The 5,049-nt window shown below is 36.1% G+C and carries 4 protein-coding genes and 3 pseudogenes; 6 read left to right on the forward strand and 1 reads right to left on the reverse strand.

Annotated features, from left to right (window positions below; translation table 11 throughout):
* Nucleotides 1–351 precede the first annotated feature (351 nt).
* The 6 genes and pseudogenes from H529_RS0109275 to H529_RS11525 form a co-directional block, all read left to right on the forward strand.
* Complete coding sequence (locus tag H529_RS0109275; RefSeq protein ID WP_022856212.1) at nt 352–1,338, forward strand: class I SAM-dependent methyltransferase; 987 nt, start codon at nt 352–354, stop codon at nt 1,336–1,338.
* A complete protein-coding gene (gene rfbA, locus H529_RS0109280) occupies nt 1,335–2,213 on the forward strand; it encodes a glucose-1-phosphate thymidylyltransferase RfbA (RefSeq protein ID WP_022856213.1) in 879 nt (292 codons plus the stop codon). The genes H529_RS0109275 and rfbA overlap by 4 nt, the downstream gene beginning before the upstream one ends.
* 3 nt (nt 2,214–2,216) lie before the next feature.
* Nucleotides 2,217–3,449 carry an L-2-hydroxyglutarate oxidase gene (gene lhgO, locus H529_RS10870; protein WP_022856214.1) on the forward strand — a complete coding sequence of 411 codons (1,233 nt, stop codon included), beginning with the start codon at nt 2,217–2,219 and terminating at the stop codon, nt 3,447–3,449.
* Nucleotides 3,436–4,019, forward strand: a pseudogene (rfbC, locus tag H529_RS11040) (dTDP-4-dehydrorhamnose 3,5-epimerase). The gene lhgO and the pseudogene rfbC overlap by 14 nt, the downstream one beginning before the upstream one ends.
* Complete coding sequence (locus H529_RS0109295) at nt 4,012–4,284, forward strand: SDR family oxidoreductase (RefSeq protein WP_022856215.1); 273 nt, start codon at nt 4,012–4,014, stop codon at nt 4,282–4,284. Before rfbC ends, H529_RS0109295 begins: the two are co-directional and overlap by 8 nt.
* A gap of 253 nt (nt 4,285–4,537) precedes the next feature.
* Nucleotides 4,538–4,747, forward strand: a pseudogene (locus H529_RS11525) (oligosaccharide flippase family protein); the annotation flags it as partial.
* Between the two features lie 8 nt (nt 4,748–4,755).
* Here the strand turns inward: H529_RS11525 and H529_RS11915 are convergent.
* Nucleotides 4,756–5,049: pseudogene (locus H529_RS11915) on the reverse strand (IS256 family transposase); the annotation flags it as partial.

The raw sequence follows: 5,049 nt of genomic DNA on the forward strand, positions 1-5,049 counted from the left end.
TGTAACCTCTGTTTGAACCAGGTAAAGGCATATGCTGGTCTATTAAGGTTTTTATTCCAGAGTTTTTGAGGAAGGCATCAACAAGAGCAAGTCCTGAACGAGGGGTGATAGGTTCGTTAGTTTTTAGGATTTTGAAGTTAAGAGAGTTTTGCGGCATAATGGCACCCTCTTAGATTTAGAAAATTTTTTCACCCAATGGGTGATATTATAAATCGTTTAGAGCAATTGGAAAATGGGGAGATTATGGATGATTATAAATTTTTATCGGTAAAATAGGGTTTTATAGCTTTATTGCTTTTATTATTTTTTATGATAAATTTTTGTGAAAAATTTTTTTAAGGAGTCAGAAAAGTGTCAGACTGTCCTGTTTGTGGAACAGTGGTTGAGGCTCATACCGAAACTTATGTTAGCCCATACAACAAGCAAGAATACAAAAAATATGAGTGCCCCACCTGCGATGTTCACTGGTGGGAGCCTTTGAAGATAATTCCTGAGTTTTATGAGGATGAGGTGTTTGAAGGCTACATAGGTTTTCACGAGGGTATGAGATTAAGGATTGGGAAGAATCATGAGGCTTTTTTCAAAAATTTTCCTGGGAACTTGAAAGGAAGACTGCTTGATGTGGGTTGTGGAGATGGAGTGTTTTTGAAGGAAGCCCAAAGGCATGGTTTTGAGGTTTGGGGGATAGATTTTGATAAAAAAAGTGTGGAGGTTGCTAAAAGATCTCTTGGAGTTGAAACTGTTTATGCTATGAGTCTTGAGGAGTTCTACAGGTTTGCCAAAGAGAAGGGTTTAAAGTTTGATGTAATTACCTTTTTTGAAGTATTAGAGCATCAGGACAGTCCCATGGAGTTTTTGAGAATGGTTAAGGAACTTCTGAAAGACAGCGGCTACATAGCGGGGAGTGTGCCGAATAGGGAGAGATTGTTTGCAAAAACTGTTGATTGGAAATATTTCCACTGGGATTATCCTCCCCACCACTTCCTGAGATTTTCTGATATGGCGTTAAAAAACACCCTTGAAAAGGCAGGCTTCAACAACGTTGAAGTTATAAAAACGGATTTCCTAAGAAGGGAACTATACCCTTACATAGAGAAAAAACTTTTTGGAAACTTAGACAGGCTAAAGGTATGGCTTAAAGGTAAGGCTGTAGGAAATGAGCACTTAGCGAGGGCTGTTGCAGTAGAAGATTTGGAAAGGGTAAGTAATTCAAAAAGCGCTTACGCTTTAAAGATACTTAAAAAGACGAGAAATTTACTTTTGTTTCCTTTAACCATTTTTTATCTGCCAAAGCTTAAAGGGAACGGGATAAATCTTTATTTTCAGGGAGTGAGATGAAAGCCATCATACTTGCAGGTGGTTCTGGAACAAGGCTTTATCCAGTAACTCATGTTGTAAACAAACACCTTCTTCCTATTTACAATAAACCTATGATATATTATCCCCTTTCTTTATGCATGCTTATCGGAATAAGAGAAATAATCCTGGTTGTTAATCCTGAGGATCTGGAGTCGTTTAAAAGGCTTTTAAAGGATGGTTCTCATGTGGGTATCAAGATAGATTATGTTGTTCAGGAGAAGCCAAGAGGCTTAGCAGAGGGGCTTATACTGGCAGAACCTTACATCAAGGACCAGAGTTGTGTACTTTATATGCTTGGAGACAACATATTCTTCGGTCATGACCTGCCCAAAATTATGCTATCAGCAAAAGAGGAAGTAGAGAGAAACGGAGGCGCTTGTATCTTTGCTTACTACGTACACGCCCCTGAAAGGTTTGGTGTAGTGGAGTTTGATGAAACTGGTAAGGTTTTATCCATTGAGGAGAAGCCCAAAAAACCAAGGTCGAATTACGCAGTGGTAGGCATGTATTTTTACGATTCTGATGCGGTTGAGATAGCAAAGACAGTTAAGCCATCACAAAGAGGAGAGCTTGAGATAACGAGTGTGAACCAGAGATATCTTGATGAGGGAAGGCTACGGGTAAAACTACTTGGAAGGGGTTTTGCATGGTTTGATGCTGGAACCCATGACAGTTTTCTTGAAGCAGGAGATTTTGTAGCGACAATTGAAAAGAAGACAGGGTTAATGATAGGCTGTATTGAGGAGATAGCATACAGAAATGGCTGGATAGACAGGGAACAACTACTCAAACTTGCCGAAGCCTTGAAAAAGACAGAGTATGGAAAGTATCTGAAAAAATTAGCGGAAGAGTAAGCATTGAAAGAAATAAAATGCGATTTTTTAATTATTGGCACGGGAATTGTAGGACTTAGCCTTGCAAAGAATTTGACTGAAACTTATCCTAATAAAAATGTATGTATCATAGAAAAAGAGCAAAATGTTGCTTTTCATGCAAGTGGTAGAAACAGTGGAGTTCTTCATGCTGGTTTTTACTATTATCCAGATTCTTTAAAAGCAAAGTTTACTAAACAGGGCAATGATGAGTTGACTGATTACTGTATAACCAGAGGATTAAGAATAAACAAGTGTGGGAAAGTAGTTGTTGCTAAATCAGAAGAGGAACTTGAAAGTTTATTTGAACTCAAAAAAAGAGGTGAAAATAACGGCGTAGAGATTCATCTGATAACAGAAAAAGAACTTGAAGAGATAGAACCAAACGCTAAAACATTCAAATATGCATTATGGAGTCCTAAAACTTCAACCGTAAATCCATCGGAAATTCTTTTGAGTTTGTTGAAGGAACTAAAGGACAGAGAGGTAAAAATTTTTTTCAACACACCCTATAAAAGCGTTATTAAAGAGGATAATAAAATTATAACTGAAGATAAAATTTTCCTTGCAGACAAGATAATAAATGCTGCAGGGCTTTATGCTGATAAAATAGCAAAAGATTTTGGTTTTGCCCAAAATTATGTACTTATTCCTTTCAAAGGCATATATCTCGAATATAAAGGGTCAAAATTAAATATTAGAAGGAACATTTATCCTGTTCCCAACCTTAAAAATCCTTTCTTAGGCGTTCATTTTACAATTAAAGTTGACGAAACTATTAAAATTGGTCCTACTGCAACACCCTGTCTTTGGAGGGAAAATTATAAAGGTTTATCAAGATTTAACGTAATTGAGCTTATGGAAATTTTAAAATGGGATATAAAGTTATTCTTAAAAAACGAAAACTTCAGAAAAACAGCCTTTGATGAGGTTAAAAAATATTTAAAAAGCTATATGCTTGCTGAAGCCTCTAAACTCGTAAAAGTGTTTGATTCAGATGGATTCACTCACTGGGGCAGTCCTGGAATTCGTGCTCAACTTATAGATATTAGAAACCTGCAGTTAGTTCACGATTTTGTGGTAGAAGGAGATGAAAAAAGCATTCATATCCTAAATGCAATCTCTCCTGCATTTACAGCCTCTTTTCCTTTTACAAGGTTTGTTATACAGGAATATATAATGAAAAATTGTGGAGAAAGTAAAGATGGGGAAATTTAGAAAAATTGAGACTGCTCTTGAAGGGGTCTACATCCTCGAACCGACAGTGTTTGAGGATCACAGAGATTTTTTATGGAAAGCTATAACAAGAGAGATTTTGAGGAAATCGGCTTATTCTTTGATTTCGTTCAGGATAATCACTCCCTAAGTGTGCAGGCTGGTGTTTTAAGAGGTCTTCATTTTCAGCTTAATCCCAAGGCTCAGACTAAGGTAGTAAGATGCTTAAAGGGAGCCATTTATGATGTGGTTGTAGATATAAGAAAAGGTAGTCCAACATTTGGCAAATGGATAGGTGTTATACTTACGGAGCATAACAGAAGACAAATCGTAATTCCAAAAGGATTTGCTCATGGAGTTTTAACTCTTGTGCCTAATACGGAAATACTCTATAAGGTGGATGAATATTACTCACCCGAGCACGACAGAGCAATAAGATGGGACGACCCAGATTTAAAAATAGACTGGCCGATAAATAATCCCATTCTTTCCGATAAAGATAAAAATGCACCATTTCTAAAAGATATTTTGGATGAGATCAACTTTTACTATGAGGGAGGGAAAAGTGGATGAGAATTCTTCTGTAAATCCATTAACTACTTATGCAAAAGCAAACCTTCAAGCAGAAAGAGATATTCTTCCTATGGCTAATAAGGATTTCATTGCAGTTGCTCTCAGATTTTCTACTGTTTTTGGATACAGTCCAAGAATGAGGTTTGACCTTGCTATAAATGGTATGACATATGGAGCTTGGAAAACTGGTAAACTTCCACTGATGAGAGATGAAAGTCAATACAGACCCTTTGTGCACATAGAAGACGTGTCGGAGGAACTGTGACCACTTAAATGTCACTGCGAGGCTGTAAAGTGCCAAAGCAGTCTCTAACTCATGAAAATGTGTGAAAATGTGGTAATATTGGAAAAAAGCATATAAAAACATTAAAATAGTATCTAAATAATTATTATTGGCCAGTCAGAAGGCTAAACTATTTTAGAGACTATTAAAGAGAGTTTATAGATATAAAATTTTTTCATATTTTTGTAAATAGCATAACAGAGAATTTATTTCGCAGAAAGAGAAATTTGATAGCATGATAAAAACATTAGTGTACAGACTTACTAATTCAGAGGAAAAGAAAAGAATTTTATCAAATTTTATATCATTATCAGTGCTTCAAGTGGCAAATTATTTACTTCCACTTGTAACTTTACCATATCTTGTAAGAGTTTTGGGGCCTGAGAAGTTTGGACTCATAGCTTTTTCGCAGGCTTTTATAATTTATTTTAATATTCTTACAGACGACACTTGTCAAGAGAATTGTGTCTCCTTATAAAATCTCTTTACAAACATTTGCCTCAATTCGTATAAAGCAGACTTAATTAAAGGAAGTGGTTTTTGCCATCTCGTTTTCTGAATCCGACTTACTGTTATGTATATCGCAACCTCTGCTGTCTTGATTGATTGAAAATATCCCCCTGTATTTACCCTTATCAGCTCTATCCTGCTATTTATATTCTCAACCACATTCGTCGTGTATATATACCTCCTCACCCCCTCAGGATATTTCTTATAAACAAAATAATGCTCCTTCTTTTTCAAAAG

The sequence above is a fragment of the Thermodesulfobacterium thermophilum DSM 1276 genome, assembly GCF_000421605.1.
GTDB classification, from domain to species: domain Bacteria; phylum Desulfobacterota; class Thermodesulfobacteria; order Thermodesulfobacteriales; family Thermodesulfobacteriaceae; genus Thermodesulfobacterium; species Thermodesulfobacterium thermophilum.